At 72.0% G+C, this 26,136-nt stretch carries 18 protein-coding genes; 14 read left to right on the plus strand and 4 right to left on the minus strand.

Annotation, left to right across the window (positions count from 1 at the left end):
* Positions 1 to 42 precede the first annotated feature (42 nt).
* Positions 43 to 1,167: a GuaB3 family IMP dehydrogenase-related protein gene (locus ACIP63_RS09935; RefSeq protein WP_099173810.1), complete on the plus strand. Its 1,125-nt coding sequence runs from the start codon at positions 43 to 45 to the stop codon at positions 1,165 to 1,167.
* Positions 1,168 to 1,238: 71 nt separating this feature from the next.
* Here ACIP63_RS09935 and ACIP63_RS09940 read toward each other — a convergent pair whose 3' ends face one another.
* Positions 1,239 to 1,853 carry a hypothetical protein gene (locus tag ACIP63_RS09940; protein ID WP_401513130.1) on the minus strand — a complete coding sequence of 205 codons (615 nt, stop codon included), beginning with the start codon at positions 1,851 to 1,853 and terminating at the stop codon, positions 1,239 to 1,241.
* 130 nt (positions 1,854 to 1,983) lie between these two features.
* On the minus strand, positions 1,984 to 3,246 hold the full coding sequence (locus ACIP63_RS09945; RefSeq protein WP_401513133.1) for a nucleotide sugar dehydrogenase: 1,263 nt from the start codon (positions 3,244 to 3,246) through the stop codon (positions 1,984 to 1,986).
* Positions 3,247 to 3,501: 255 nt separating this feature from the next.
* On the opposite strand from ACIP63_RS09945, the gene ACIP63_RS09950 reads away from it, so the two are divergent.
* The 6 genes from ACIP63_RS09950 (at position 3,502) to ACIP63_RS09975 (ending at position 16,367) form a co-directional block, all read left to right on the plus strand.
* Positions 3,502 to 5,208 carry a glycerol-3-phosphate dehydrogenase/oxidase gene (locus ACIP63_RS09950; RefSeq protein ID WP_401513136.1) on the plus strand — a complete coding sequence of 569 codons (1,707 nt, stop codon included), beginning with the start codon at positions 3,502 to 3,504 and terminating at the stop codon, positions 5,206 to 5,208.
* A 415-nt stretch (positions 5,209 to 5,623) separates the two neighbouring features.
* The gene (locus ACIP63_RS09955) at positions 5,624 to 7,726 is read left to right on the plus strand and encodes a serine/threonine-protein kinase (protein WP_401513139.1); all 2,103 of its coding nucleotides are present in this window, start codon (positions 5,624 to 5,626) and stop codon (positions 7,724 to 7,726) included.
* A 201-nt stretch (positions 7,727 to 7,927) separates the two neighbouring features.
* On the plus strand, positions 7,928 to 10,834 hold the full coding sequence (locus ACIP63_RS09960; protein WP_401513142.1) for a protein kinase: 2,907 nt from the start codon (positions 7,928 to 7,930) through the stop codon (positions 10,832 to 10,834).
* 116 nt (positions 10,835 to 10,950) lie between these two features.
* A complete protein-coding gene (locus ACIP63_RS09965; protein WP_401513144.1) occupies positions 10,951 to 12,624 on the plus strand; it encodes a serine/threonine-protein kinase in 1,674 nt (557 codons plus the stop codon).
* Between the two features lie 224 nt (positions 12,625 to 12,848).
* The gene (locus ACIP63_RS09970) at positions 12,849 to 14,483 is read left to right on the plus strand and encodes a succinic semialdehyde dehydrogenase (RefSeq protein WP_401513146.1); all 1,635 of its coding nucleotides are present in this window, start codon (positions 12,849 to 12,851) and stop codon (positions 14,481 to 14,483) included.
* 45 nt (positions 14,484 to 14,528) lie between these two features.
* The gene (locus tag ACIP63_RS09975) at positions 14,529 to 16,367 is read left to right on the plus strand and encodes a GMC oxidoreductase (protein ID WP_401513149.1); all 1,839 of its coding nucleotides are present in this window, start codon (positions 14,529 to 14,531) and stop codon (positions 16,365 to 16,367) included.
* Between the two features lie 70 nt (positions 16,368 to 16,437).
* On the opposite strand, the gene ACIP63_RS09980 is transcribed toward ACIP63_RS09975, so the two are convergent.
* The gene (locus ACIP63_RS09980) at positions 16,438 to 17,451 is read right to left on the minus strand and encodes an LAETG motif-containing sortase-dependent surface protein (RefSeq protein WP_401513151.1); all 1,014 of its coding nucleotides are present in this window, start codon (positions 17,449 to 17,451) and stop codon (positions 16,438 to 16,440) included.
* A 289-nt stretch (positions 17,452 to 17,740) separates the two neighbouring features.
* On the opposite strand from ACIP63_RS09980, the gene ACIP63_RS09985 reads away from it, so the two are divergent.
* Positions 17,741 to 19,489, plus strand: a complete 1,749-nt coding sequence (locus tag ACIP63_RS09985) for a peptidase (RefSeq protein ID WP_401513153.1) — start codon at positions 17,741 to 17,743, stop codon at positions 19,487 to 19,489.
* A 294-nt stretch (positions 19,490 to 19,783) separates the two neighbouring features.
* Here ACIP63_RS09985 and ACIP63_RS09990 read toward each other — a convergent pair whose 3' ends face one another.
* The gene (locus ACIP63_RS09990) at positions 19,784 to 20,086 is read right to left on the minus strand and encodes a chorismate mutase (RefSeq protein ID WP_104788373.1); all 303 of its coding nucleotides are present in this window, start codon (positions 20,084 to 20,086) and stop codon (positions 19,784 to 19,786) included.
* Positions 20,087 to 20,397: 311 nt separating this feature from the next.
* Here ACIP63_RS09990 and guaA point away from each other — a divergent pair, with 311 nt between their 5' ends.
* The 6 genes from guaA to ACIP63_RS10020 all read left to right on the plus strand — a co-directional run bounded on the left by guaA (position 20,398) and on the right by ACIP63_RS10020 (position 26,096).
* Positions 20,398 to 21,984 (plus strand): glutamine-hydrolyzing GMP synthase, encoded by a 1,587-nt coding sequence (gene guaA / locus ACIP63_RS09995; protein ID WP_401513155.1) that lies wholly within the window; start codon positions 20,398 to 20,400, stop codon positions 21,982 to 21,984.
* A 116-nt stretch (positions 21,985 to 22,100) separates the two neighbouring features.
* On the plus strand, positions 22,101 to 22,715 hold the full coding sequence (locus tag ACIP63_RS10000; RefSeq protein ID WP_401513158.1) for a Uma2 family endonuclease: 615 nt from the start codon (positions 22,101 to 22,103) through the stop codon (positions 22,713 to 22,715).
* Positions 22,716 to 22,757: 42 nt separating this feature from the next.
* Positions 22,758 to 23,513, plus strand: a complete 756-nt coding sequence (locus ACIP63_RS10005) for an SAM-dependent methyltransferase (RefSeq protein WP_401513159.1) — start codon at positions 22,758 to 22,760, stop codon at positions 23,511 to 23,513.
* 130 nt (positions 23,514 to 23,643) lie between these two features.
* Positions 23,644 to 24,912, plus strand: a complete 1,269-nt coding sequence (locus ACIP63_RS10010; RefSeq protein WP_401513162.1) for a hypothetical protein — start codon at positions 23,644 to 23,646, stop codon at positions 24,910 to 24,912.
* Positions 24,913 to 24,987: 75 nt separating this feature from the next.
* Positions 24,988 to 25,497 carry a DoxX family protein gene (locus tag ACIP63_RS10015; RefSeq protein WP_401513163.1) on the plus strand — a complete coding sequence of 170 codons (510 nt, stop codon included), beginning with the start codon at positions 24,988 to 24,990 and terminating at the stop codon, positions 25,495 to 25,497.
* Between the two features lie 167 nt (positions 25,498 to 25,664).
* Positions 25,665 to 26,096, plus strand: coding sequence for a hypothetical protein (locus tag ACIP63_RS10020; RefSeq protein ID WP_401513165.1), 432 nt, complete (start codon positions 25,665 to 25,667; stop codon positions 26,094 to 26,096).
* Positions 26,097 to 26,136: the final 40 nt, after the last annotated feature.

A 26,136-nucleotide genomic window follows, 5' to 3' on the forward strand; every position in this document is an offset into this window, starting at 1 on the left:
GTGATACTGGTCAGCGCAGACGTAGAGGAAAGGCACACCATCGTGACTGAGATCGAGATCGGGCGCGGCAAGCGCGGTCGCCGGGCATACGCGTTCGACGACATCGCTGTCGTGCCGAGCCGCCGCACCCGCGACCCGAAGGAGGTCTCGATCGCCTGGCAGATCGACGCCTACCGCTTCGAGCTGCCCTTCCTGGCCGCCCCCATGGACTCGGTGGTCTCCCCGCAGACCGCCATCCGCATCGGTGAGCTGGGCGGCCTCGGCGTCCTCAACCTCGAGGGGCTGTGGACCCGGCACGCCGACCCGCAGGCGCTCCTCGACGAGATCGCCGAGATGCCCGTCGAGACCGCCACCCCGCGGCTCCAGGAGATCTACTCCGCCCCCATCCAGGAGGAGCTGATCGGGCAGCGCATCAAGGAGGTGCGCGACTCCGGTGTCGTCACCGCCGCCGCGCTCTCTCCGCAGCGCACCGCGCAGTTCTCCAAGGCCGTGGTCGACGCGGGTGTGGACATCTTCGTCATCCGCGGTACGACGGTCTCCGCCGAGCACGTCTCCGGCGCCGCCGAGCCGCTCAACCTGAAGCAGTTCATCTACGAGCTGGACGTCCCGGTCATCGTCGGCGGCTGCGCCACGTACACCGCCGCCCTGCACCTGATGCGCACCGGCGCGGCCGGCGTCCTCGTCGGCTTCGGCGGCGGCGCGGCGCACACCACGCGCAACGTCTTCGGCATCCAGGTCCCGATGGCGACCGCGGTCGCCGATGTGGCCGGGGCCCGCCGTGACTACATGGACGAGTCCGGCGGCCGGTACGTCCACGTCATCGCGGACGGTGGCGTCGGCTGGTCCGGCGACATCCCGAAGGCCGTCGCCTGCGGTGCGGACGCCGTGATGATGGGCTCCCCGCTGGCCCGCGCCACGGACGCGCCCGGCCGCGGCCGGCACTGGGGCATGGAGGCCGTCCACGAGGACGTCCCGCGCGGCAAGCTGGTCGACCTCGGCTCCGTCGGCACGACGGAGGAGGTCCTCACCGGCCCCTCGCACAACCCCGACGGCTCGATGAACATCTTCGGCGCGCTGCGCCGGGCGATGGCCACCACGGGCTACAGCGACCTCAAGGAGTTCCAGCGCGTCGAGGTGACGGTGGCGGACTCGCAGCACCGCCGCTGATCTCCCACGCGATACGCACGACGGCCCGGACCAGGGAAAACGGTCCGGGCCGTCGTGCGTGGTGCGAGAGGTCAGCCGGCGCGCTTGGCGCCACCGAAGGCGGCCACCGGGCCCAGGAGGAGGAAGAGGTACGTCATGAAGTCGGCAGCCTCCTTCCAGATGTCGAGGACGTCGCCGAAGCGGTCGAAGAAGACCTCGGAGAAGCCGAGGCCGTTGGCGTCCGCGAGGATCATCGACATGCCGATGAGCTGGCCGAGGAAGACGGCGACCAGGGAGAAGACGGCACTCGCGCCGAGGACGGCGGGGTTGGCTCCGCCGATCTTGCTCCCGGCGAAGCCGACCAGGAAGCCGACGCCGATGGCCGCGTAGCCGACCTCACGCTCGATGGACCCGGCCAGGACGCCGTAGAGGATGGCGGCGACGATCGCGGCGCCCAGGGCGGCCAGCACACCGAGGCCGACCTTGTTGCCGGCCGCCTGCGGGGCGGGCGGGAACGGTCCACCGGCGAACTGGCCCGGCTGCTGGCCCTGCTGGCCCGCGAACGGGTTGCCCGTCGGCGCCGGAGGCTGCTGGCCGTACGGGTTGCCGGGCTGGACGGGCTGCTGACCCGCGTACGGGTTGCCGTCGGCCGGCTGTCCGCCGTAGGGCTGCTGTGGCGGGTTCGGCGGCTGCACGGGCTGGCTCATGGTGGATCTTCCCCCTGGGACGGATACGCGCACGACTGTGCGAGAAGTGACGCCGCAGGCTAGCAGTCCATGCCGACACGGCCCACCGTAATCCTTGGGGGCACTGGCCTCGGGCGGCCTCGGGGGGGTCTCAGAGCCGGTGCGCGGCTCCCGCCGGAGTCGCTCCCCGGGTGTCCAGGAGGAGTTGCGCCTTCACCGCGAGCCCTTGGAGGTCGTACGTGCGGTGGTGCTGGAGGAGGACCGTCAGATCGGCCCCGGCGGCGGCCTCGTAGAGCGAGTCGGCGCGGGGGACGGGCAGGTCGCGCACCCGCCAGTCCAGGACGTGCGGGTCGTGGTAGCCGATCTGGGCACCCATGTCCATCAGCCGGGTCGCGATCTCCCGGGCGGGCGAGGCCTCCTGGTCGGCGAGGTCCGGCTTGTAGGTGACACCGAGCAGCAGGACCCGGGCCCCCCGGACGGACTTGCCGTGTTCGTTCAGCAGGGTCGCGCAGCGCTGGATCACATAGCTCGGCATCCGGTCGTTGATCTCCTTGGCCAGCGAGACCATCCGCAACGGGTGTCCGGGCGTACGGCTGTTGTACGGGAAGTAGCCCGGGTCCACGGGGACGCCGTGGCCGCCGACACCCGGGCCGGGGCGGAACGGCTCGAAGCCGAACGGCTTGGTCTCGGAGCACCTGATGACGTCCCAGAGGTCGACGCCGAGGTCGTGGCAGAGCACCGCCATCTCGTTGACGAGCGCGATGTTGACGTGCCGGAAGTTGGTTTCGAGGACCTTCGTCATCTCCGCCTCGCGCGGCCCGCGGGCCCGGACGACCTTGTCGGTGAGCCGCCCGTAGAAGGCGGCGGCCGATTCGGTGCAGGCGGGGGTGAGGCCGCCGATGACTTTCGGGGTGTTGCCGTACACGTGGGTGCGGTTGCCGGGGTCGAGGCGGCCGGGGGAGTGGGCGAGGTGGAAGTCCCGTCCGGCGCGCAGCCCGGAGCCCTCCTCCAGCAGGGGCCGTACGACGTTCTCGGTGGTGCCGGGCGGCACGGCCGACTCCACCAGGACGGTGGTGTGCGGCCGCAGCCGGGCGGCGAGAGCCCGGGCCGCGTCGGTGACGGCGCGGAGGTCGAGGGCGCGGTCCGGCCCGAGGGGGGTGGGGGCGCAGATGGCGGCGGTGCGCACCCGGCCCAGCTCGGCCGGGTCGGCGGTGGGCCGGAAGCCGCCCGAGATCATCCGCCGGATGTCGGACGCGCTGAGGGATCCCTCGACCGGAGTACGGCCCGCGGAGAGTTCGGCGAAGGGGCGTGGGTCGGTGTCGTAGCCGACGGTGTGGATTCCCACACCCACGGCCGCTTGGGCGAGGGGCAGGCCGAGGTGACCGAGTCCGATGACGGCGAGGTCTGCGGGCATGTGGGCCGTCCTTTCCCTAAGGCCAAGAGACAGAAAGTGCAACTGCTGGGGACAGCGCTATGTCAGACTAGGCGTAAATATGACCTATATGTCGCATTCTGTGACTCTTGTGGGGCGGGTGTTGTCCACAGGCGGTGGCTGAAGTCGTGGACCGCGGACAGAATCGAGGGGTGGGCACGGGCGCCCGGCCCTCCGGCCGGTCTCCGCTCACGTGCCGTACGACCCCCGATGCACCGGGATTACCGGGAGGCAGCAGTGAGGACAGCGACACTGGGACCCGCGGAGCGCGCCGAGGCGCTGACCGCGATGGCCGAGCGCGAACTGGACGTGCTGGTCGTGGGAGCGGGCGTGGTCGGCGCCGGGACCGTGCTGGACGCCGCCACCAGAGGCCTTTCGACCGGACTGGTCGAGGCGCGCGACTGGGCGTCCGGCACATCGAGCAGGTCGAGCAAGCTGATCCACGGCGGGCTGCGCTATCTGGAGATGCTGGACTTCGCACTCGTACGGGAGGCACTGAAGGAGCGCGGGCTGCTGCTGGAGCGGCTGGCGCCGCACCTGGTGAAGCCCGTCCCCTTCCTCTACCCGTTGCGGCACAAGGGCTGGGAGCGGCTCTACGCGGGCTCGGGCGTCGCGCTGTACGACGCGATGTCGGTCTCCTCCGGCCACGGCCGCGGGCTGCCCGTGCACCGGCACCTGTCCCGACGCCACGCCCTGCGGGTCGCCCCCGCGCTCAAGAAGGACGCCCTGGTCGGCGCCCTCCAGTACTACGACGCCCAGATGGACGACGCGCGCTATGTGGCGACCCTGGTGCGCACGGCCGCGGGTTACGGCGCACATGTGGCCAACAGGGCGCGGGTGACCGGCTTCCTCCGCGAGGGCGAGCGGGTCGTCGGCGCGCGGGTGCAGGACGTCGAGGGCGGCGAGGAGTACGAGATCAGGGCCAAGCAGGTGGTCAACGCCACCGGGGTGTGGACGGACGACACCCAGGCGCTGATCGGCGAGCGCGGCCAGTTCCACGTCCGCGCGTCCAAGGGCATCCATCTCGTGGTGCCCAAGGACCGGATCCACTCCTCGACCGGGCTCATCCTGCGGACCGAGAAGTCGGTGCTCTTCGTGATCCCGTGGGGACGGCACTGGATCATCGGCACGACCGACACCGACTGGGACCTGGACAAGGCCCATCCGGCCGCCTCCAGCGCCGACATCGACTATCTCCTCGAACACGTGAACTCGGTGCTGAACACCCCGCTGGGCAGGGACGACGTCGAGGGCGTCTACGCCGGGCTCCGCCCCCTCCTGGCCGGCGAGTCGGACGCCACGAGCAAGCTCTCGCGCGAACACACGGTGGCGCACCCGGCGCCCGGGCTCGTCGTCGTGGCGGGCGGCAAGTACACGACGTACCGGGTGATGGCGAAGGACGCCGTCGACGAGGCGGTGCACGCGCTGGACCAGCGGGTGGCGGAGTGCGTCACGGAGGACATCCCGCTGCTGGGCGCCGAGGGGTACCGCGCCCTGTGGAACGCCCGGGCCAGGATGGCCGCCCGTACAGGTCTGCACGTCGTCCGGGTCGAGCACCTGCTCAACCGGTACGGCTCGATGACCGAGGAGCTCCTGGAGCTCGTGAAGGGCGACTCCTCGCTGGGTGAGCCGCTGGCCGGCGCCGAGGACTATCTGCGGGCCGAGGTCGTCTACGCCGCCTCGCACGAGGGCGCCCGGCACCTCGACGACGTCCTGACGCGGCGCACCCGGATCTCCATCGAGACCTTCGACCGGGGCACCCGCTGTGCCCGCGAGTGCGCGGACCTGATGGCGCCGGTGCTCGGCTGGGACACGGACCAGGTCGAGCGGGAGGTGGAGCACTACCGCAAGCGCGTGGAGGCGGAGCGGGAGTCCCAGCGGCAGCCCGACGACCTGACGGCGGACGCGGCACGGCTGGGGGCGCCGGACATCGTGCCTCGCTGAGGGCGTCTCAGAAAGCCGCGCCGGGGCCCTGTCCGGGGGCCCGGCGCCGGACGGGGCCGGCTCCGTCCGGCGGGCGGAGAGGGGGGATCACCCGGCCCGCGGAGCCGTGTTCCTCCTCGCTCCGGGGGTGTTGCGGGGCGCTGGAGGAGCGGCTGCGGGGGCGCGGCCCTCGACGGCGGACCGGGGGAGGTAGGACGATGCGGTCGTGAGGTGTGGTTCGCTTGGCAGGCTCGCCGTTCCCAGGGCGGGTGGAGTCGGCACCGGCGGGGCGGTGGGCAGCGCCCTGTATGTAGGCATGGCAGGGGATTTCTTCCGCCGGCCGCACCAGGGCCGCCCCGGACCCGGGGCCACGACCGGTCCCGGGGTGAGGGACAATGAACGCTCTGCCAGGGCGGGTTGATCGCAGAGGGGACGCATGTCGGAGGCGGAGCAGGCGCGGGAGCCCCAAGGGGACAAGGACGGACGTCTCCTCGCGGGGCGGTACCGGCTCGGGGAGGTGCTCGGCCGGGGCGGCATGGGCACGGTCTGGCGTGCTGCCGACGAGACGTTGGGGCGTACGGTCGCGGTCAAGGAACTCCGGTTCCCGTCGTCGATCGACGACGACGAGAAGCGGCGTCTCATCACGCGAACCCTGCGTGAGGCGAAGGCGATCGCGAGGATCCGCAACACCAGTGCGGTGACGGTCTACGACGTCGTCGACGAGGACGACCGGCCGTGGATCGTCATGGAACTCATCGAGGGCAAGTCCCTCGCCGAGGTGATCCGTGAGGACGGGACGCTGACGCCGAGGCGCGCGGCGGAGGTCGGTCTCGCCATCCTCGACGTGCTGCGTTCGGCGCACCGCGAGGGCATCCTGCACCGCGACGTGAAGCCGTCCAACGTGCTGATCTCCGAGGACGGGCGCGTCGTCCTGACCGACTTCGGGATCGCGCAGGTCGAGGGCGACCCCTCGGTCACCTCGACGGGCATGCTCGTCGGCGCCCCCTCCTACATCTCGCCCGAGCGTGCCCGCGGCCACAAGCCGGGGCCGCCCGCCGACCTGTGGTCACTGGGCGGGCTGCTGTACGCGAGCGTCGAGGGCCGCCCGCCGTACGACAAGGGTTCGGCGATCGCCACGCTCACCGCGGTGATGACGGAACCTGTGGAGCCGCCGGCGCACGCGGGCATGCTGGAGGAGGTCATCTACGGCCTGCTCGCCAGGGACCCCGACGAGCGGTTGGACGACGCCGGGGCGCGCGTCCTGCTCAACGCGGTGATCAACGCTCCGGAACAGCCCGTCGTGCCGCCGGCCGACTCCACCCAGGTCATGGCGCTGCCCACGATCGGTGACGCCGAGAGCGACAAGAGCGACAAGGGCGGCAGGAGCGACTCCAAGGGCGGTGGCAAGAAGGCCGCCGCTGCTGCTGCCGCAGCCACCGCAGCGTCCACCCCGGCGGCCGAGGACGGCGCGCCCGGGGCCGTCACGGGCTCCGGAAGACCGGACACCGGCGGATCGGCCTCCGCGGGCCGGGCCGCCGGCTCCGCTTCCTCCTCCGCGACCACGCCGGTCGGCGTCTCCGGGATCGCCGAGGGCACGCGGGACCGGCTGCGCGGCGCCCTGCGGTCCGTACGCAACGCGAAGTCCCCGGCCGCGGGCGCCGGCGTTTCCCCGGTGCCCCCGCACGCTCCGGGGACGGCCGCCACGGCGTCGGCCTCCGGGCCCGCGGGCTCCGGACGTCCGGCCGTGCCCCGGGCGTCGATCACGGACGTCGTGCCGCGCCGCACGCTGGCGGTCATCGCCGGCGTCGTCGTGCTCGCCGTCCTCGGTACGGTCCTGGCGCTCACCCTCGGCGGTGACGACACGGGCAACGAAGGCGGCGGCTCCAAGGGCGACACCGCCGCGTCCGCCGGTGCGGCGGGTGGCGGCGACACCGAGGCCGCCTCCTCGGGAGGCTCGGGCAAGGGCGACGACAGCGAGCAGGACGGCGGCAAGGACGGCCAGGGGCAGGACAAGGGCGAGGCGACCGGCGACGCGTCCCCCTCGCCGGAGACCGGCGAGCAGACCCCGGACCCGGACGCGCTGCCCGCCGGGTTCAAGACGGTCACCAACCAGCAGTTCCACTTCTCGATGGCGATGCCGGGGAACTTCAAGTTCGACAAGATAGCGGGACAGAACTCCGGCGCGATCTACAACGCCGACGGTGGCTTCCCCCGCGTCCAGGTCGACTACAACTCCTCCCCGAAGGACGACGCGGCGGCCGCCTGGGCCGGGGCGGTCGCGGCGACCAAGAGCCTCAGCAACGGCTACAAGCACATCGGGATAAAGAAGGTCGAGTACAACGGCTACCCGACCGTCGCCGACTGGGAGTTCACACGCGACCAGCAGGGCATGCGGATCCGGGTCCTCAACCGGGGCTTCAAGGTCGACGCCACCCACGGCTACTCGATCATGATCAGCTGCAAGGCGGACGCCTGGGACGACGACGAGTGCCGGACGCTGCGCGAGACGGCGTTCGCCACGTTCAAGCCGACCGACTGACGGGCCGACTGGCCGTCCGGGCGACCGCCCGGACGGCCGGGTTGCCGTGACACGGCCGCGCGTCCTCGACTTGCCACGTATTGTGAGAGGCCGAAGACCGTACGCAGCCGGAATGAAGGGTCAATTGCACAGCAAGTGACCGCAATTGACGGAATCATGCGGTCTCGGTGACCGGGGGACAGCGCGCTCTGGGGAGGCGTCGTGGACGACTACGCGGGTCGGGTGCTTGCCGACCGCTACCGCCTGCCGCTGCCCCCGTCCGACGCCTTCGAGCTGGTCGAGACGCGGGCCTTCGACACGTACAGCGGACAGGAAGTCCTGGTGCGGCAGGTGCCGTTGCCGGAGGTCGTGGACGCGGAGGTGCTCGACGCCGACGGTCTGACCTCCGCCAGGCGCGCCACCGGGCGCACGGTGCGGCGGTCCACGGACCCCGCGGTCCGGCGGGCGATCGAGGCCGCGCAGGCGGCGGCCCAGGTGCCCGACCATCCGCGCCTGGACCAGGTCTTCGACGTGTTCGCCGAGGCGGGTTCGCTCTGGATAGTGAGCGAGTTGGTGGCCGCCCGGCCGCTCGCCGCGCTCCTCGCGGAGCGGCCCCTCAACCCCTACCGGGCCGCCGAGATCGGCTCCGACGTGCTCACGGCGCTGCGGGTGCTGCACGCGCACGGCTGGACGCACCGCAACATCACGGTCCGCACGGTGCTGGTCTGCGACGACGGCCGGGTCGTGCTGACCGGGCTCGCGGCGGGCGCGGCCGAGGAGGCGCTCTGCGGATACGTTCCGGCGCCTCGCACGGATCCGGACGAGGAGAACGCCTACGGGCCGCCGGCGGTCGAATCGGGCCCCACCGGCCCGTACGAACCCCCGGCCGCCGAGGCGGTCCCGTACGAGGCCCGGGCCGTCGAGGCCGGTCCGTACGATCCCCGGGCCGTCGAGGCCGGTCCGTACGAACCCCCGGCCGCCGAGGCGGACCCGTACGATCCCCCGGCCGCCGAGACCGGTCCGTACGAGCCCCCCGCGCCGTTCGAGCCGGGCGCCGCCCTGCCCGGCCCCGACGCGCCGGCCGCTCCGGAGGCCCTGCCCGGCCCCCGGGCGTCCACCGACGGAGTGCCGGCCCCCGGGCCCCGTGGAGAGATCGAGGTGGCGCCGCCCGCCGGCCTGCCCGCGGCGGAGCCCGGGGCGGGGAGCGCCGCGCAGCTGCGCGCCGCCCGTGCCGGAGCCATCGCCGCCTACCGCGCGGGGGCCCGTGCCGCGGCCCGCGCGGGCGAGGACCGCAAGCGCGCCGAGCACGACCGCGACGACGGCCCCGGCGAGGGTCCCGGCGCGGATGAGCGGGAGCGGCCCGTCGTGCCTCCCGCCCCCGGACTGCCGCAGCTGCCCGCCACCTGGGGCCGGGCGGCGGACGACCCGTACACCTACGTGTACGACGAGGACGAGGACGACGAGGACGACGACGAGGGCCCGGGCCCCACACCCCCCGGGCGGCGCGTCCACCTCGCCGGCACGTGGGGAGACGGCCCCGGCTCCGGCCGGCCCGTGCCCGCCGGCGGCTCCGGAGGGTCCGGCGGCTCCGGCGAGGACGCGCTGCGCGCCGACGCCCGGCGTCTCGGCAGCGGTCCCGTGGAGCGCCGGGACCGGCCGCTGCCGGAGCCGGTGGCCGCCCGTACGCCCGCCGGAGGGTGGGACGAGGTCGTCGCCGGAAGCGGCACCACCCCCGCCTACCGGGGCCCGGCCACCCCCCTCGCCGCAGAACGCGCCCGGCAGGCCCGCATCGCCGTGGTCGGTGCGGTCACCGAGCGGTGGGCGCCCGAGCAGGCCGGACCGGTCCACGACAACTGGCAGCTCGCCCCGCCCATCGGCCCTTCCACCGATCTGTGGGCACTGGGCGCGCTGCTCTACCGCGCTGTGCAGGGCCACGCGCCGTATCCGGAGGAGAACGCCGCCGAGCTCGTCCAGATGGTGTGCGGCGAACCGCCCGCCTTCGCGGAGGAGTGCGGCCCGCTGCGGCCCGTCGTCGAGTCGCTGCTGCGCCAGGACCCCACGGAGCGGCCCGACTTCGAGGAGCTGCGCGGCTGGCTGCGCTCCCTCGTGCGCTCGGCCCCGGAGCCCGAGGCCGGCACCGACATCGTCACGCTGCCGCCCGCCGACGCCACCCGCCTTCCGGTCGTACGCCGCCGGGGCGAGCTGGTGCGCCGCCGCCGGGGCCGCGGAGGCGCGGCGCACGGCCGGCACCGCCAGGGGAAGCCGCAGCGCCGCGAACAGCCGCAGACGTACGAGCAGCAGGAGGTGTACGAGAAGCCGCCGCGCGCGCCCCGCGAGCCCAAGGGGCCCAAGGTGCTGCGCCAGCCGCCGCCGGGCGGCCGGGCACCGCGACGGCTGGGACGGCTGCTGCTGGTGCTGATCCTGCTGCTGATGGCGGCCGCCATCGCCTACGCCATGCTGTTCATGTCCGAGTCGGAGCCGGGGACGGGAGCGGGCACCTCGCCCTCGGGCTCCGCCGCACCGGGCCCCGGCAGCAGCCCGTCCGGCGGCGCGGCGCCGGACGGCGGGCCGTCGGAATCGGCCTCGTCGGGCTCATCGGGTTCATCGGGTTCATCGGGTTCATCGGGTTCATCGGGTTCGGAGAAGCCGCAGACCAGTCGCTCCGCCGTGGCTCTCGCGGAGGGTTACGAGCTGCGCAAGGACGCCGAGGGCTTCGAGATCGGCGTGCCGAAGGGCTGGCAGCGCGGTGCGACCGGCTCCGACCGTCAGATCCGTTACGGGAGCGACGGGTTCACGGTGCTCGTCGTGCCCGGCCGGGACACCGTCAAGGCCAACGGGAGTGACCCGCTGGACTACCAGCGGACCGCGGAGCCCGAGCTGAAGCCCTTCAGGGAGTCCAGCTGGGCCACGTCCACCGGCCTGCGCCGTGTCGACATCGGGCGACAGGCCATGGCGGAGGGGCAGTTCACCTGGCAGGAGGGCGACGGCCGTCAGGTGTACGTCCGTAACCTGGTCATGATCGTGGACGGCAGGTACCACATCGTCCAGGTCATCGGCCCGGAGAACGAGCGCGACAAGGTCTCGGAGATCTACGAACAGGCCATCTCCACCTATCGCGCGGGCTCCTGACGGCCCGCCAGTCGCGGGGCGACAAGCATCACAGTGCGGTCTCGTGGGCGATGCGAGGTTTCCCGGTACCACCTCCCGTCCGTACCCTGTCGTCCCGAGGAACGGGGCGAACAGACGTGGAACACGCGCAGGGCACGAACGCTGGGCTCGTACTGGCCGGAAGGTACCGACTGGGCGAGGTCCTGGGCCGAGGCGGCATGGGCAAGGTGTGGCGCGCCCAGGACGAAGTGCTCCACCGGACGGTCGCCGTCAAGGAGCTGACCGCCGGACTGTACGTCGCCGAGGCGGACCGGGCCGTGCTGCACGCCCGCACGCAGAAGGAGGCGCGCGCGGCGGCCCGGATCACGCACCCGGGTGTCGTCACCGTGCACGACGTCCTCGAGTACGACAACCGCCCCTGGATCGTCATGCAGTACGTCGACGGGCCCTCGCTCGCCGACGCGACGAAGGAGTCGGGTGAGGTCGAGCCGCGCGAGGCGGCCAGAATCGGGCTCCATGTCCTGAGCGCCCTGAGGGCGGCCCACGGCGCGGGTGTCCTGCACCGTGACGTGAAGCCGGCCAACGTCCTGCTCGCCAGGGACGGCCAGGTCCTGCTGACGGACTTCGGGATAGCCGCGATCGAGGGCGACTCCACCATCACCAGGACCGGTGAACTGGTGGGATCCATCGACTATCTGGCGCCCGAGCGGGTGCGCGGCGGCGACCCGGGCCCCGCCTCCGATCTCTGGTCGCTGGGCGCCACGCTCTACACGGCCGTCGAGGGCACCTCGCCCTTCCGCCGTACGTCCCCCATCTCCACCATGCAGGCCGTCGTCACCGAGGAGCCGCCCCCGCCGCTGCGCGGCGGCGCGCTGGCGCCCGTGATCACCGCGCTGCTGCGCAAGGACCCGGCGGACCGCCCCACGGCCGAGGAGGCCGAGCGCATGCTGCTGGACGCGATGGAGGGGCGCAAACCCCGGGCCGCGCAGGCGCACGTGCCGACGCAGCGGGTCTCCGAGGACGACCTGCGCGACTTCTTCGGCCCGGACGGTTCCACCGCCCAGCTCCCGCCGCCCCTGCCCCCGCCGCCCGTGCCCCCGCACACCGCGCCGCCCGCCGCCCCGCGCGGCCGGGGCCGTGGGCGCACGGTCCTGCTCGTCGTCGCGGTGGCCGCCCTGATCGGCGGGGCCGCGGGTCTGGTCGCGATGAAGGCGGACAACAGCGGCGGAGCGACCGGGGGCACCTCGGAGCTGAGCACCGCCGGCCCGGCCCCCACCCCCACTCCCACCCCCTCCGGCTCCGCCGTCGCCGACACGTCGGGCAAGGAGAGCGGGTCCGCCCGGCCGGAGATACCCGACGGCTGGAAGAAGGTCACCGACCCCGAGGGCTTCGGCATCGTGGTGCCCGAGGGCTGGGAGCGGCAGCTGAACGACGGCCAGATCGACTACACCCCGGACAACGGCGCGCACCGCATCCGGATCAGCCTCGATCCGCAGCCCGACTTCAGCAACTCGTACGCGCACATGCAGAGCATCGAGAAGGACCTGGCCGTGCGCCTGCCGGCGTACGAACGCCTGCTGCTGGAGGAGAACGTCTTCCGCGACCGCCCCGGCTCCCTGTGGGAGTTCACCTGGGTCGAGTCCAAGGACTTCCCCGGCCCGCGCCACGGCATCGACCAGATGTACTTCGCCGAGGAGGGCGGGCCGGAGTACGCGTTCTACATGACGGGGCCCGAGGAGGACTGGGCCGAGACCCGGAAGCTCTTCGACACGATGCTCCGCGGCTGGGAGCCGCCGGAGGAGACGGGCTGAGGGGCTCACCCCCGTACGGCCGCACCGAGGTGGACGGGCGGCCGAGGATTCACGATTCCTGACGCCCGATCCCGCGAAGGGTGGCGGATCGCCCCTGATCAGCGGTTATACCGCCAGTGATCACTGGCTGGATGGCCGGTCGGGGCAGGGGTCTCTGGCGGGGTCTGTGAAAACCTGTTACCCACGGGTACCCAAAGTGGGCGGGTGGACATACTCTCGCCCTCATGACGGACTCGCAGGCCTCCACGACCACCGCCGCCCCCGGCACCCGCGTCGGCACCAATCCGGTGGCCGCCGCCCCGGCCGGCGCGCGCACCGCCGCCGACGTGGTCACACCCGAGGTGATCGCCCAGCTGACCCGTGACGTCATCGGTTCCGGCCGTACGGCCAACCACAGCCCCTTCACCGGGGAGAAGCTGGCCGACCTGCCCGAGTCCACCCCCGAGGACGTCGCCGCCGCCTTCGACCGCGCCCGTGCCGCCCAGCCGGCCTGGGCCGCCACGCCGGTCCGCGCCAGGGCAGCCGTGCTGCTCCGCTTCCACGACCTGGTGCTGCAGCGCCAGTCCGAGGTCCTCGACCTGATCCAGCTGGAGACGGGCAAGGCCAGGCTGCACGCCCACGAGGAGGTGCAGGCCGTCGCCGTCGCGGCCCGGCACTACGGGCGCAAGGCCGCCTCGTACCTCAAGCCGAAGCGGCACACCGGAGTCGTGCCGACCCTCACCAAGGTCACCGAACTGCGCCAGCCGCGCGGGGTCGTCGGCCAGATCGCCCCCTGGAACTACCCGCTCGAACTCTCCGTGGGCGACGCGCTCCCCGCATTCGTCTCCGGGAACGCCGTCGTGATGAAGCCCGACACGGAGACCGCCCTGACCGCCCTGTGGGCCCGTGACCTGCTGATCGAGGCCGGGCTGCCCGCCGAGGTGTTCCAGGTCGTCATCGGGGAGGGGCCGGTCGTCGGCCCCGAGGTCGTCAGCCGTGGCGACTACGTCTCCTTCACCGGCTCCACCCGCACCGGCCGGGAGGTCGCCCAGGGCGCAGCCGCCCGGCTCGTCGGCGTGTCCCTCGAACTCGGCGGCAAGAACGCCATGCTCGTCCTGGCGGACGCCGACGTGGAGAAGGCCGCCGCGGGCGCCGTCCGCGCCTGCTTCTCCTCCGCGGGACAGCTCTGCATCTCCATCGAGCGGCTCTACGTCCACGAGTCGGTCGCCGACGACTTCGTGGAGCGTTTCGCCGCCCGCACGAAGGCCATGCGGCTCGGCAACTCCCTCGCGTACGGCGCCGACATGGGCTCCCTCGTCGGCGAGCGGCAGCTGGAGACCGTCAGCCGTCATGTGGCCGAAGCCGTCGAGAAGGGCGCCACCCTCGTCGCGGGCGGCGTCGCCCGCCCCGACATCGGCCCGCTGTTCTACGAGCCGACCATCCTCGACGGCGTCGAGGCGCCCATGGCCGTCTGCGGCGAGGAGACCTTCGGCCCGGTCGTCTCCATCTACCGCTTCAGCGACGACGACGAAGCCGTGGCCCTGGCCAACGCCACCCCGTACGGCCTCAACTCCAGTGTCTGGACGAAGAACGCCGGACGCGGCCACCGCGTCGCCGCGCGGCTGCGGACCGGCACGGTCAACATCAACGAGGGGTACGCACCCGCGTACGGCAGCGTCCAGTCACCCATGGGCGGCATGAAGGACTCCGGCCTCGGCCGGCGGCACGGCTCCGAGGGCATCCTGAAGTACACCGAGGCCCAGACGGTCGCCCAGCAGCGGCTGATCCCCCTCGCTCCGGCCTTCGGGATGGACGACGAGAGGTACGCCGCCTTCATGAGCCGCAGTCTCAAGGCGATGAAGGCCTTCCGGCTGCGCTGACCCCCTCAGCCACCCTTATCTGCCCTTTTCGTACCGAGGAGAGCCATGTCCCAGGACAGCCATGCCCAGAATCAGGCCGCACCGGCCGTTCCGGCGGCGGACGACGACGCGTACGACTACGACGTCCTCGTCGTCGGCTCGGGCTTCGGCGGCGCGGTCTCGGCCCTGCGGCTGAGCGAGAAGGGATACCGGGTCGGTGTCCTGGAGGCCGGCCGCCGCTTCACGCGCGCGACGCTGCCCAAGAACTCCTGGGACATCAAGAACTACCTGTGGGCACCCGCGCTCGGCCTGTTCGGCATCCAGCGGGTGCACCTGCTGGGAAAGGTGATGGTGCTGGCCGGGGCGGGCGTCGGAGGCGGCTCCCTCAACTACGCCAACACCCTGTACGTGCCGCCCGCGCCGTTCTTCGAGGACCGTCAGTGGGCGGACATCACCGACTGGAAGGACGAGCTGGCGCCGTACTACGACCAGGCGAAGCGGATGCTCGGGGTGCGGCTCAACCCGACCGTGACCCCGGCGGACGTCCACCTCAAGTCCGTGGCCGAGTCGATGGGCGTCGGCGACACCTTCCACCTCGCCCCGGTCGGCGTCTTCTTCGGCGACGGCCAGGACGCCGACGGCACGGCGCGCACGAAGCCCGGCGGGGAGACGGCCGACCCCTACTTCGGGGGCGCGGGCCCCGCCCGCAAGGCCTGCTCCCAGTGCGGCGAGTGCATGACGGGCTGCCGGCACGGCGCGAAGAACACCCTCAACGAGAACTACCTCTACCTGGCGGAGAAGGCCGGAGCCGTCATCCACCCGATGACCTCCGTCGTCGCGGTCACCGACGACCCGGACGGCGGCTACCGCGTCTCGACCGTGCCCACGCACCGGCGCCGCAAGGCGGCACCGTCCGTGCTGCGGGCCCGGAAGGTGGTCGTCGCGGCGGGCACGTACGGCACCCAGACCCTGCTGCACACCATGAAGGACGAAGGGCTGCTGCCCCGGCTGTCGTCCCGGCTCGGCGAGCTGACCCGCACCAACTCCGAGGGCCTGGTGGGGGCGCAGACCAGCGACCGCCGCTACCGCAGGAAGCACGGCACCGCCAAGGCCGACTTCACCCAGGGCGTCGCCATCACCTCGTCGATCCACCCGGACGAGAACACCCACATCGAGCCGGTGCGTTACGGCAAGGGATCCAACGCCATGGGCGCGCTGACCATCCTCCAGGTGCCCTACAGCACCCACCGGGTGCTGAGCTGGTTCGGCAACGTGGCCCGGCACCCGTGGCTCCTCATGCGCTCGCTGTCCAACCGGCGCTGGTCGGAGCGGACCATCATCGGGCTCGTCATGCAGTCGCTGGACAACTCGCTGACCGCGTACCGCAAGCCGGGCGGCGTCGGAAAGGGCCTGCTCACCGCCCGCCAGGGCCACGGCTCGCCCAACCCGACCCAGATAGCCGAGGCCACCCAGGGCGCGACGCTGCTCGCCCAGGAGATCAACGGCTTCGCGGGATCGAACATCGGGGAGCTGATGGGCACCCCGCTCACCGCGCACTTCCTCGGCGGCTGCCCGATCGGGGCGAGCCCGGACGAGGGCGTCATAGACCCCTACCACCGGCTGTACGGGCACCCCGGCATCTCCGTGGTCGACGGTTCCGCGGTCTCCGCCAACCTGGGCGTCAACCCCTCGCTGACCATCACGGCACAGGCGGAGCGCGCGATGTCCTTCTGGCCCAACAAGGGCGAGACGGACCCGCGCCCGGCACAGGACACGGTGTACGAACGGCTCGCCGCCGTCGAACCGAAGGCGCCCGCCGTGCCGAAGGAGGCGTTCGGCGCGCTGAAGCTGCCGTTCCTCGGGATTCCGGCGGTGCCGCCGAAGAAGGCCGCGTCGGAGGCCTGACTCCGGGAACGCCAAGGGGCTGCACCCCCCTCCGAGTGCAGCCCCTTGGCGGTCCTACGGGTGACGCGCCTTACGCGGCGGCGTCACCGTTCCTGCGGCGCCGCACGACGAACATCGCACCGGCACCCAGCACCACGGCCGCGCCGCCCGCGAGGGCGATCACCGACGTGCTGGAGGACGAACCGGTCTCGGCGAGGCTGCCGGTGACCTTGCTGGTGTCGCCGGCCGGCTTCGTGGTGGGGACGGGGACCTTGCCGCCCTCCTGGGGCTTCGAACCGTCGTCGTCACCGGCCTTGACGATCTGGAACCTGTAGGCGACGTCCGTGAAGCACGGAACGGCCTCCAGCTCCTCACCGAAGACGAGCCCGCCGCCGAGGCTGAAGCCGGCACCCACCGGAGCGCTGGCCTCCACCTTGAGACGCAGGTCGATGTCGACCTCGTAGCCGGGCTTGATCTCGTCGGTCTCGCCGACGTAGCCGGACGACGTGCCCAGGTCCTCCAGGTCCTCCCAGGTGCCCTCCGACTCGTTGAGGGCTTGGAGCCGGACCTGCTTGGTCGTGAAGAGCTGCGCGCCCTCCTTGTCGGCGGCGGCGCCCGCGAAGAACGCGATGTTCCTCACGGTCTTCTCCGAGTCGTTGTAGACGTTGAGGGTGAACCGGTCCCAGCCGCTCCCCCGGACGATCTTGCCGGAGAGGCCGTTGATGGAGAGTTCGAGCGGACGCGGCTCGCAGGCGTCGAGCGGCTCCTCCCCCTCCTCCTCGTCATCGGTCTCCGAAGCGGTGGGCGTCGGCGTCGCGGACGCCGTCTCCGACTCGGTCGCGGTCGCGGTCGGGGTGGCCGTCCCGGGGGTGGTGCCCTCGGACGACTCCGTGGCCGACGGCGTCACGGACGGCGAAGCGGACTCGGTGTTCTCGGGGGTCGCCGTCGGGGACGGGGACTCGCTCTCCGTCTCGGTCGGCGTGGCCGAAGGGCTCTCGGTCGTCGTGGTCTCGACGTCCGCGAAGGCGGCCGGTGCCGAGAGCAGGACGACCGGGCCTATGACGGCGGTGGCGGCAGCGAGTGCCAGGGTGCGGCGGAGCTTCATCTGGGGCCTCAGCGGGTCCGTGGTACCGCGTGGGCTGCGGTACGTCTGAAAAGGATGAACGGGCCGCCGTAGTGGGGACGGAACAAGCCGGTGTGTTCGCCATGCATGACCTGTGAAGTGCGGAAACAGTTGTCCTGGGTTTCACAGAATCTTTATGTGGCGCCCGCCACACCCGCGCGCCGTGCCCAAGCCGTGATCTTGGCCGGAGCAACTGTTCGCACCGCTGCGTGGTCGAACCCGTACTGCGTCACAGCAGTCACACAGCTCCGCCGATCCCCAGAGGTTCGCGATGACACGCCTTACCCCGAGAACAGCGCTGCGCCGGACGGCAGGCGGCCTCGCCGCCGCCGGGCTGCTCGCCGCCGGTTCGCTCGCCGTGGCCGCCCCGGCGCAGGCGGACGGCCCGGTCTTCACCCTCGGCGGCCCCGCCGAGACCGCCCTGCACCCCTACCCGGAGACCGGGAGCCCCCAGAAGTCCTCGCTCGGGCTCACCGTCCACAACCCGGACCCCGACGAGGAGAGCATGGGTTACGAGGGCGAGGTGACCTACACCCTCGACCTCACCGGCATCGCGGGCGTCGCCGAGCTCACCCCCGCCGAGGACACGGGATCGGACTGCGAGATCACCGGCACCACGGCCGTCTGCCACGACTGGGGCGTCTACGCGGGCCTCAGCTCCATCGCCGACTTCGACCTCGCCGCGGCGAAGGGCAGCAAGGACGGCGCCTCCGGCACCATCGAGGTGACCGGATCGGCGGACGGGGTCACCTTCACGCCCTTCTCGACGAAGGTGACCGTCGGCGGCCCCGACCTGGTCATGAAGCAGCTCCCCTTCAAGCAGGAGCTGAAGCCGGGCGACGTACAGCCCGCCCCGATCACCTTCACCAACAAGGGCACCACGGCCGCCGACGGCGTCCTGCTGACCCTGAGGTACTCGCGCGGGATGGAGATCCCCGAGCGCTACTCCAACTGCGAGTACGACGGCGAGGCCGGGGAAGAGCCGTTCGAGGGCTTCGCCTGGGCCACCGCCCTGTGCTCGGTCCCGGGCTCCTACGAACCGGGCGCCACCTACACACTGGCGGAGCCGCTGTCCGTCAAGGCCACCGAGCGCGCGTTCTACGACACCCTCATCTACCGCATCAACGAGGACAGCTCCGCACAGCGCTCCGCACAGCGCGCGGGCGCGGCCTTCACCCGGGGCACCGGCCCCGAGCTGACCCTGAAGAAGGTCACCTCCTCCGCCCGGGGCGCGGACCTGAACCCCTGGGACAACCAGCAGGAAACCGACTTCCGTACGGAGAACACCGCGAACTTCGTCGCCGTGGGCGGCAAGGCCGACGGCGCCCCGGGGGAGACCGTCACGGCGGACATCGGCTTCCGTAACGACGGACCGGCCTGGATCGGCTACATCCGGTCCGGCGAGCCCGTCGCCGCCCTCGACTTCACCGTCCCCGAGGGCGCCGAGGTCACCCGCAAGCCGGAGTCCTGCCGGGGCGTGACGGCGGACGGCAAGTACCGCGAGGACCAGAACCGCGCACCCCGCTACGTCTGCAACACCTTGATGACCGTGCGCGACGGGGCCGACGTCTCGCTGCCCTTCGACCTGAAGATCACCGAAGTCGTCCCGAACGCCGACGGCGCCGTCCGGATCCGCAACACCTGGCTGAGCGAACCCGAGCTGCCCTTCGACCCGAAGCCGGCCGACAACACCGCACGACTGGTGCTCAACGACGACGGCTCCGGCTCCGGCTCCGAGGACACCGGCGGGACGTCGGACGGCGCCACCGGCACGGGCGGGGCCACCGAGGGCTCCGCCGGCGGTGACACGGCCGGCCAGGACCCGACGCCCGGCACCTCGTCGTCCGCTTCGGGTTCGGGCGGGAGCACGGGATCGTCCGGCACCGCGTCGGCGAACACGGGTGGGGGCCTCGCCTCCACCGGCTCGGTCGCGCTGATGGCCTCCGGCGGAGCGGTGATCGCCCTGGCCGCGGGGGGCGTGCTGTACGCGACGAACCGGCGCCGGGCCCGGCAGGCCTGAGGCCGCCGCCCACGACGGTCCGTAGGCGGCCGGTCCCGGGCGTCCCCGGAACCGGCCGCACATGGGTGACCGGGCTGCTGTCCCCTGCCGACCGGTCACACGCGCCGGATCGTGGTCCCACGGCGTACCTGCGGCACGCCACACGTCCCGGCGGAGCCACGCGTGGATTCCTACCGATGCCGCCCCTGGCTGGCACGGACACACGGACCAACGAGGCCGTCCCGGCCCCGGTCACGCGCCGTACGGGTGAGACCCGGACCGAACGCGGGTGCGGCCGTACAGCCTTCCCGTACGTCACACCCGGCCACGGCACAGCTCCAGCAGCGTCATGGCGAGTGCCGTGCCCGGCTTGCCCAGGGCATCGCTGTAGTGGCTGAGGACGTCCATCTCCCGCGAGAGGTTCACCCGGCGGCCTCCGGACGTGATCCTCGCCTCCTGGATGACCGCCGAGACGGCCATCCGTTCCTGGACGAGGCCGATGATCCGGTCGTCCAGGGCGTCGATGCGGGTGCGGGCGCCCCCGATCAGGGACGCGGCCTCGTCGGTGTGCGCGCCGGTCCGCTCGGCGGCCGTCTTCGTGGGTGCGGTGCTGGTCATCTGTGACTCCCGGTGGGCTGAGGGCCCGGAGCGACAGGTCCCGAACGCCAGAACGCCCCGGGCCTGTCGGCCCGGGGCGCCTGGAACGTTGCTTGTCAGTTGCTCAAGCAGCACGACCATGGCAGCCGGCGGGCCGGGTGCCATAGGTAAAGACGAAGATCGTGTGCTGACGCATGGGGCCAGTATGGACCCCGCCCCGGGCCGGGGTCCACGCCGGGCCCGGATGGTGAGACGGGAGCCACGCGGGGACATGTCCCACGGCCGGTAGAATTGGGAGGACCGACCCCTCTCCACCGCCGGAAGGCCGCCCCGTGCCAGCAGCACCCCCCGCCGCCCCCGACACCACGACCGACGTCGTCCTGGTTGTCGACTTCGGCGCCCAGTACGCCCAGCTCATCGCCCGACGCGTCCGCGAGGCCCGGGTCTACAGCGAGATCGTCCCGTCCACGATGCCGGTGGCCGAGATGCTGGCCAAGAACCCCCGGGCGATCATCCTGTCCGGCGGGCCGTCCTCGGTCTACGCGGAGGGCGCGCCCAGCCTCGACCGTTCGCTCTTCGAGGCCGGGGTCCCGGTCTTCGGCATGTGCTACGGCTTCCAGATCATGGCCACCACCCTCGGCGGCACGGTCGACGACAACGGTGCCCGCGAGTACGGCCGCACCCCGCTCACCGTCTCCAAGGCCGGCTCCACCCTCTTCGAGGGCACGCCCTCCGAGCAGTCGGTCTGGATGTCGCACGGCGACGCCTGCTCCGCCGCTCCCGAGGGCTTCACCGTGACCGCGTCCACCGACGTCGTCCCGGTCGCCGCCTTCGAGAACGACGAGAAGAAGCTCTACGGCGTCCAGTACCACCCGGAGGTCATGCACTCGACCTACGGCCAGCAGGTCCTGGAGCACTTCCTCTACCGGGGCGCGGGCATCGAGCCGACCTGGACGACCACCAACGTCGTCGAGGAGCAGATCGCCCTGATCCGCGAGCAGGTCGGCGACAAGCGCGCCATCTGCGGCCTCTCCGGCGGCGTGGACTCCGCGGTCGCCGCGGCCCTCGTGCAGAAGGCCATCGGCTCCCAGCTCACCTGCGTGTACGTCGACCACGGTCTGATGCGCAAGGGCGAGACCGAGCAGGTCGAGAAGGACTTCGTCGCCGCGACCGGCGCGAAGCTGAAGGTCGTCGACGCGGAGAAGCGCTTCCTCGACGCCCTGGCCGGTGTGTCCGACCCGGAGCAGAAGCGGAAGATCATCGGCCGCGAGTTCATCCGCGTCTTCGAGCAGGCCCAGCTGGAGATCCTCCAGGAGGACGGCCCCGAGGTCGCCTTCCTCGTCCAGGGCACCCTCTACCCGGACGTCGTCGAGTCCGGCGGCGGCACCGGCACCGCCAACATCAAGTCCCACCACAACGTGGGCGGGCTTCCCGACGACATCGAGTTCCAGCTCGTCGAGCCGCTGCGCCAGCTGTTCAAGGACGAGGTCCGGATGGTCGGCCAGGAGCTCGGCCTGCCGGAGGAGATCGTCCAGCGCCAGCCGTTCCCGGGCCCCGGCCTCGGGATCCGCATCGTCGGCGACGTCACCAAGGAGCGCCTCGACCTGCTGCGCGAGGCCGACGCCATCGCCCGCGAGGAGCTCACGGCGGCCGGCCTGGACCGTGACATCTGGCAGTGCCCCGTGGTCCTGCTCGCGGACGTCCGCAGCGTCGGCGTCCAGGGCGACGGCCGCACCTATGGCCACCCGATCGTGCTGCGCCCGGTCTCCTCCGAGGACGCCATGACGGCCGACTGGTCGCGCCTGCCGTACGAGACGCTGGCGAAGATCTCCACCCGCATCACCAACGAGGTGGCCGACGTCAACCGCGTCGTCCTCGACGTGACGAGCAAGCCGCCGGGGACGATCGAGTGGGAGTGATCCCCACTCTCTGAGGTCAATGCCGATGCCGTCGCTCATTCGTTTGGGCGGCGGCATCGTCGTATCCGCTGGGTACGCTGAGTGAAGAGACGAGACTTCGGCGTATGGGAGCAATCATGAGCGCCGCACCCGAGCCCAGGTTCGAGCAGCAGCAGCCGTACCGGTGGCCCGTCCCGCCGGAGGGCGGCTGGACGGCGGACGACCTCGACCGAATTCCGGGCCTCCCGCCCCACACCGAGCTGATCGACGGGAGTCTCGTCTTCATGAGTCCGCAGCGTAAGTTCCACACGCGCGCCATGTGGTTGCTGGAGGCGGCGCTGCTGGCGCATGTGCCGGCCGACCTGGACGTCGACCGTGAGATGACGATCAGGCTGGACCGCGTGAACCGTCCCGAGCCCGACCTGCTGGTGTACCGGGCGGAGGCGGACACCGGAGCCGACCAGACCTGGTATGCACCGGAGGATGTCGTGCTGGCCGTCGAAGTCGTCTCGCCCGACTCCGAGGACCGCGACCGGGGGGTCAAGCCGCGCAAGTACGCCGAAGCCGGGATCAGGCACTTCTGGCGGGTCGAGCAGGGGGCCGACGATCTGCCCGTCGTCTATGTGTACGAACTCGACCCGGCTACGAACACGTACACGCCCACCGGGATCCACCGCAAGAAGATGAACCTCGACGTTCCGTTCTCCATCGACGTGGACCTCACCGAGATCCACCGTCGCGGTCGGCCGTAATCCACTGGCACGGCCCCCACCCCCGTGGCAAGCTCCCTCCCCATGTCCGCCGAAGAAGTCCGCGCCCTCATGTCCGCTCCCGGCAACGACCGCCTCACTTGGAACACCCCGCTGTCCGAGGAGCACGCCGCCCAGCTGATCTCGGCCTGCGCCCCCGCTCCCGGCGCTCGGATCGCCGACTTCGGCAGCGGTTGGGGTGAGCTGCTGATGCGCTTGGTCGAGGCCGCGCCCGGCTCCACCGGGGACGGCGTCGAGACCGACCCGGAAGCCGTGGCGCGAGGGCTCCAGCTGGCGGAGGAGCGAGGGCTCACCGACCGGGTGCGGTTCCACGAGGTACCGGCCGCCGCATACCCGGGGGAGGGCTACGACCTCGCCGTCTCCATCGGCTCTTCGCACGCCTGGCCGGGCGGCACCCCGGAGGCGCTCAAGGCCCTGCGCGCGGCCGTACGTCCCGGTGGCCGGGTGCTGTTCGGGGACGGGTTCTGGGAGCGCGAGCCCTCGCCCGCCGCGCTGGAGGGACTCGGCGCGGAGCCGGACGACTTCGGACCGCTCCTGGGTCTGATCCGGCAGGCGGAGGCGGCCGGGCTCAGGCCGCTCCAGGTGACCGTCGCCGACCGGCGCGAGTGGGACCTCTTCGAGTCCGCCGCCAACATCGGGCGCGGCGAGCGCTGGGCGCTGGCCAATCCCGGGCACCGGTTGCACGCCGCGGTGACCGAGGCCGTCGACGCCCGCCGCACCGGCTACTACGGGGGATACCGGGGAACACTGGGCCTCGCCTACCTCGTACTCAGCGCCTGACAATCGCACATCCGTACAACGAGCGCCCCCCAGCCGCCCCGATGCGGGGCGGAGCGGCCCCGTACGGCACAATTCGCAGAAATCAGAGGCGAGTTGGTTGGTACCGAGGCGGGAAAGGGCGGCGTTCTCCGTGGCGTTGGACGAGGCGAGGGCGAAAAGTACGCACGGCGGTGGCTGTACGTGCGGCGACTGCCCGCACGGGGCACGCGAAGGGCACCGGCGGGCCGTGGCGGCCTTCCTCGCCAAGCGGGACGAACTCGCCGCCGGCCAGGGCCTGCCCGGCGGTGTCGCCCAGTCGGTGTCGGCGTCCCGGCAGTGGGTGTCGGACGAGCTGACCGAGTCGGCCCGCACCGTCGCCGACCGCGGCAGGGAGGCCGGTGACGCCTGGCTCCACGCCCTCTGGCGGCGCACCCTGACCGTGGTCTGGGGCGGCGTCGCCCTGCTGGTCATCGGCGAGGCCGTGACCGCCATCGGCGCCGGCTGGTCCACCGCACGCACCGCGGGCCTGCTCGCCGCACTCGTCACCGCGGGTCTGCTGACGGGCGCCGCCCGCGTCCACCGGGCCCGCGGCGGCCTCCTCGCCCCGCTGATCGGCGAGGACAACCGGCTCTCCACCTCACGTACGGTCGCCGCCTCCTGGGTGCTGCTCGCCGTCTTCGCCGTCCTCGTCCTCGCGCTCCAGCTGGCCGGGGCGTCGGCACACGCCGACCGGGACGCCCTGATCGAGGGGCTGGACCTGGTCCGCTCGGCCGGCGTGCTGACCGTGCTCGCGCTGGTGTGCGCCGTCGCCGTCGTCGTACGCCGGGTGGTGACCGTACGCGTCCTGGGGCAGCGGCTGCAGAAGCTGCGGGCCGACCGGCCACGGGCCGCCGATCTGCTGACCGACGACTCCGGACGCGGCAGCTTCACCGACGTGCAGTACGTCCTGGTCAGTACGGTCGCCGTGCTGTTCGCCGCGGTCCGCCTGGCCCGCCGCCCCGAGCAGCTGCCGGATCTGCCGTGGGGCCTGGCGGTGCTGGTGGCCGTCTCGGCGGTGACGTACTTCGCGGGGAAGTACGCGGAGGGCGGCCGGCCGGTCATCCTGTCGGTCGTCCGGGCCAGGGAGGCCGGGGACCTCGACGCCCCGATCCGTACCGGCGACGACATCGAGATCCGGGGCGCCGGATTCGTGCCGCCGGGCGCCGGGAGCCCCGACCGGCTGGCCCGGGTGGTCGTCAGGATCGGCCGCGTACACGTGCACGTGCCCCTGATCCCGGTCACCGGGGGCTTCGCCAACCCGGCGGACACCGTGCTCACCGTGCCCGTGCCCGTCGAGGTCGAACCCGGCGAGGTGGAGGTGCAGGTCGTCACGGCCGCGGGCGTGGAGACCAACTCCTGCCGCATCGACGTCACGGACTGAGCCGCACACCTGGTGAGCCGCACCGAACCGGCGTACGTATGGTCTGTCGGAAGGCCAACGGAAGGCGGGACAGTGATGACTGGGTACAGGGGCGGTTCCTACGGGCTCGACGAGCCGAGGAGTCTGCGGGACCGGGCGGGGCAGTACGCGCTTCTCCCTCTGCGGATCTTTCTCGGTGTCACCTTCGTCTACGCGGGACTCGACAAGCTGACCGACAGCGCCTTCCTGTCCGCGAGCGGGAGCGGCTCCCTCGGCGAGATGATGAACGCCGTACGTGACAGCGCGGCGATCCCGGGCCTCGTCGACCTCGCTCTGAAGAGCCCCGAAGGCTTCGGCTACGCCATCGCGATCGGCGAACTCCTCGTCGGCCTCGGCACCCTGGCCGGCCTGTGGGCGCGGCTCGCGGCGCTCGGCGGGGCGCTGATCTCGCTGAGCCTGTGGCTGACCGTGAGCTGGCAGAGCACGCCGTACTACTACGGCAACGACCTCGTCTACCTCATGGCCTGGCTGCCGCTGCTGCTGGCCGGAGCGCCCTACTGGTCGGTGGACGCCCTGCGAGGAGGCCGGCGCCGCGGGCGTGTCTGAGGGCGAAAGGCATCCAAGGCCGGGCATACCGACGCTCGGATGGTGCCGTGATGTGAGCGTATTGCACCCGTTCGCCTCCGGTGCGTTCACCCTGCACGCATGTTGTTAGCGTGCTTGGAGCGGCGGTGTCCATCAGGGTTGCCGACGTACGGCGAAGGGGCCGGCGCGTGGCATGGGACGAGTGGGAACAGCTGAAGAGCGACGCGGCGGAGCGGAGCGCCGCGCGCATGCAGCTCAACGAGGCTCCCTCGGCAGGCGGGAGCGGTGGCGCGTCCAGCGGTGACCTGGTCGTGCACGACGACCAGTTGGGGAAGCTGGGCAACACGGCCTACCAGCTCCGCCAGCAGTTCGGCACGGACAGCGACTTCGCACGGCCCAGTACGTTCACCGCGTCGATCGACCTCTTCAACGACGGTCTCGACATGGGTTCCGCGCTGACCGAGCTGCACGACGCGTGGAACACCCAGACCGGAACCTTGAAGGACGCCTGCGCGCACATCTCGAATCACTTCGACTTCACGCGCGCGCAGCACTCCAAGGACGAGGTCCATGTCCAGACGGGGATCTCGGTTTCCAAGCTCGACGAGTACATCGAGTAACTCATCGGAACCGATCGTCGACCGACAGTCGTCGACTGAT

Origin of the sequence: Streptomyces sp. NPDC088746 (genome assembly GCF_044751065.1) — a bacterium.
Lineage (GTDB): Bacteria > Actinomycetota > Actinomycetes > Streptomycetales > Streptomycetaceae > Streptomyces.